The organism is Catenulispora pinistramenti (assembly GCF_018274385.1).
GTDB classification, from domain to species: domain Bacteria; phylum Actinomycetota; class Actinomycetes; order Streptomycetales; family Catenulisporaceae; genus Catenulispora; species Catenulispora pinistramenti.
The window spans coordinates 1-255 of the sequence record NZ_JAAFYZ010000650.1 but is presented as its reverse complement, the minus strand read 5'-3'; the positions used below and the strand labels follow the sequence as shown (position 1 = coordinate 255).

The following is a 255-nucleotide window of genomic DNA, read 5'->3' as shown; positions in this document are numbered from 1 at the left end:
CGCGGCTGTGCCCGATGCCGTGGTCGTGAACCAGGTTCACGAGGTCCTGGACGGACGCGGGCTGGCCCCGGGCGAGCATTTCGTCGATTCCGGGTATGCCTCGGCCGATAATGTACTGGCCGCCCGGACCGCCGAGATCGACCTGGTCACCCCGCTGCTGGGTGACACCTCTGTCCAGGGCAGGGCCGGCGCCGGATACGACCGGGCCGCCTTCGTCATCGACTTCGATGCCCGGACCGCGACCTGCCCGCAAGG

Annotated in this window: 1 pseudogene; it reads left to right on the top strand. The window is 69.8% G+C overall.

From position 1 onward, the window contains the following. Window positions 1-25: 25 nt before the first annotated feature. Window positions 26-255, top strand: a pseudogene (locus KGQ19_RS49010) (IS1182 family transposase); the annotation flags it as partial.